The following is a 2,041-nucleotide window of genomic DNA, read 5'->3' as shown; positions in this document are numbered from 1 at the left end:
CGGGTGGGGTTTGGGCGCATAACGCGAAGTGCTCGATTAATCCGCTGCGCAAAGCTAATGCAGAGGATGCGGCCAAGCTTGGGTATAACCGGTTAATTAAAGATCCGCCGTTTGATCCGCATGGGCAGAAAGTTTTTGGAAATGGAAAGAATTATATTAGTCCCGATGCCGATGGGCATAACGGTGGGGTGTGGAAAATGTTTGATAGAAAAGGTGGCCGAATTGGAACGTATGATGGTGACCTGACATTGATTAAGGATTGAAATGACATTTAATATTGAAGCTGTAGAAGGCTGTAATTATTCCGATGGAATTCCGAGATGTGAAATTGAAATGAATGGATATCTGGAAAACTGCTATTTAATTACAAAACTGTGGAGCCTGGATGATTATCGGAAACAATGGAAAATTGCACTTTCTTATTTGTACGAAAGAAAGGTAAAAAAATGCATGTTAATAACTGACATAAATAAGAAGCATATAAGTGCTGCAATTATGTTTTGGGCTTTGTATGCAGAAGGCGATGTTATTTATATTCATGAAATGTTTATTAGAAATCCTAAAAAGAAAATTTTGATGGATCCTGTGCAGATAGAAAAATATATATTGGATAGAAATTATGATACTGATTTCGGGTGTGATAAGGATGGCAATAAATATACTTTATCTGAATGGTCTATTGAATTTGAAGATATCCTCCATTTGGTAAGTGAGAAATGAATTGGATTAAGCTAGTCGACTTTGAGGATGAGTATCTAAAAATCGGCACTTTCTTAAAATTTCATCCATGTGACTTTTTCGCAGGGGAGCGCGTTATCGAAGTAATCATGTGTCCATCAAGTTCCAACTATGCAGCATTTGAATTTTTCGTTACTGCAGGTCACGAAAGCGGGAAGAGATTGTCTTTTGTGCCGATTGTTAAAGTCGATAAATGTGATTATCTGGAAAAATCCTGGCTGCTGGAAAATTGGTATCGGTACATATATCCGGAGTCTAATCTGAGTGATGTTTATGTAGGGAGACAGAGTTCCATAAAAAAACTTCCAATAAAAAAAGGTGCTTTATGAAAAATGAATTTTCTACAAAGGATTTTGCTTGGGTTAATGCTGAAAAATGGGCCGAAGATTATTTTTGGAGCGGCATATTCATTGCATTTTCGGACGATCTAAAAGTATTCGGTTGTAAGTGTGAAGATGCGCTGGCGATAATCTGTAGCTCATATCGATACGGAGTTGCTTTTGAGATTTACGGCGTTTCGAAAGGTATTGCTGGCGTGCCGCTCGGATACTTTCCTGACGCATCCCTAATAAAAGGGCCTGGGAAATGTATAGATAAGCAGTGGGTGCTTGAAAACTGGAATGACCAATTTGGATTTTCACTTCCAAAGCTTGGACATGTTTGGTTTTCTTCATCCAGAGAGTTGTCAAAATAGGTGAGTTAAAAATATTTTCTGGTTACTTTTTGTATCTTGGAGGTCGATGTGATATTTAATATTTATGCGGCTGAAGGTGTTAATTATTCAGATGGTCTTCCAAGGTGCGAAATTGAAATAAACGGGTATCTTGAAAACTGCCCATTGATTACAGATTTATGGAGTCTTGATCAATATAGCTATCAATGGAAAAATGCACTTTCTCACTTATATGCAAGAAAGGTTAGTAAGTGCATGTTAGTAACTGATGTAAATAAAATGCACATTAATACAGCGCTTACATTCTGGGCTTTATATGCTGCCGGCGAATTAATTTATATACGTGAAATTTTCATTAAAAACCCGGGTGTTGAAAAAGTTTTAGATCCATTTTCGATCGAGGAATATATTTATGCGAGAGAAGATGATGAAGATGAAGATATTTTTGATTCCTGTGGCACTAAATTATCAGTTTCAGAATGGACGATAAAATTTGAAGATATTGCACACTTGGTTCAGTAAAAATTAACCGAATTCAAAACTGCAATTACTCTAGGGAACCGCTGAATAAAGCCGAACCCAAGAATGAAAATGGCTGATTCCGCCTCCAGCAAATTTTATTCTCGAAAA

At 37.0% G+C, this 2,041-nt stretch carries 5 protein-coding genes; all 5 read left to right on the top strand.

Annotated features, from left to right (window positions below; genetic code table 11):
• The coding region (locus QN370_RS20450) for a toxin C-terminal domain-containing protein (protein WP_323581821.1) at window positions 1-263 on the top strand (263 nt) is incomplete at its 5' end.
• A 1-nt stretch (window position 264) separates the two neighbouring features.
• Complete coding sequence (locus QN370_RS20445; RefSeq protein ID WP_322128362.1) at window positions 265-720, top strand: hypothetical protein; 456 nt, start codon at window positions 265-267, stop codon at window positions 718-720.
• Window positions 717-1,067: an Imm45 family immunity protein gene (gene imm45 / locus QN370_RS20440; protein WP_322128361.1), complete on the top strand. Its 351-nt coding sequence runs from the start codon at window positions 717-719 to the stop codon at window positions 1,065-1,067. The genes QN370_RS20445 and imm45 overlap by 4 nt, the downstream gene beginning before the upstream one ends.
• Complete coding sequence (locus tag QN370_RS20435) at window positions 1,064-1,432, top strand: hypothetical protein (protein WP_322128360.1); 369 nt, start codon at window positions 1,064-1,066, stop codon at window positions 1,430-1,432. Before imm45 ends, QN370_RS20435 begins: the two co-directional genes overlap by 4 nt.
• A gap of 48 nt (window positions 1,433-1,480) precedes the next feature.
• Window positions 1,481-1,933 (top strand): hypothetical protein, encoded by a 453-nt coding sequence (locus QN370_RS20430; RefSeq protein WP_322128359.1) that lies wholly within the window; start codon window positions 1,481-1,483, stop codon window positions 1,931-1,933.
• The last annotated feature ends 108 nt before the right edge of the window (window positions 1,934-2,041 follow it).

Source organism: Actimicrobium sp. CCI2.3 (assembly GCF_035019065.1).
Lineage (GTDB): Bacteria > Pseudomonadota > Gammaproteobacteria > Burkholderiales > Burkholderiaceae_D > Actimicrobium.
The sequence above is the reverse complement of the archived record's forward strand: the minus strand, read 5'-3'. Positions and strand labels throughout refer to the sequence as shown.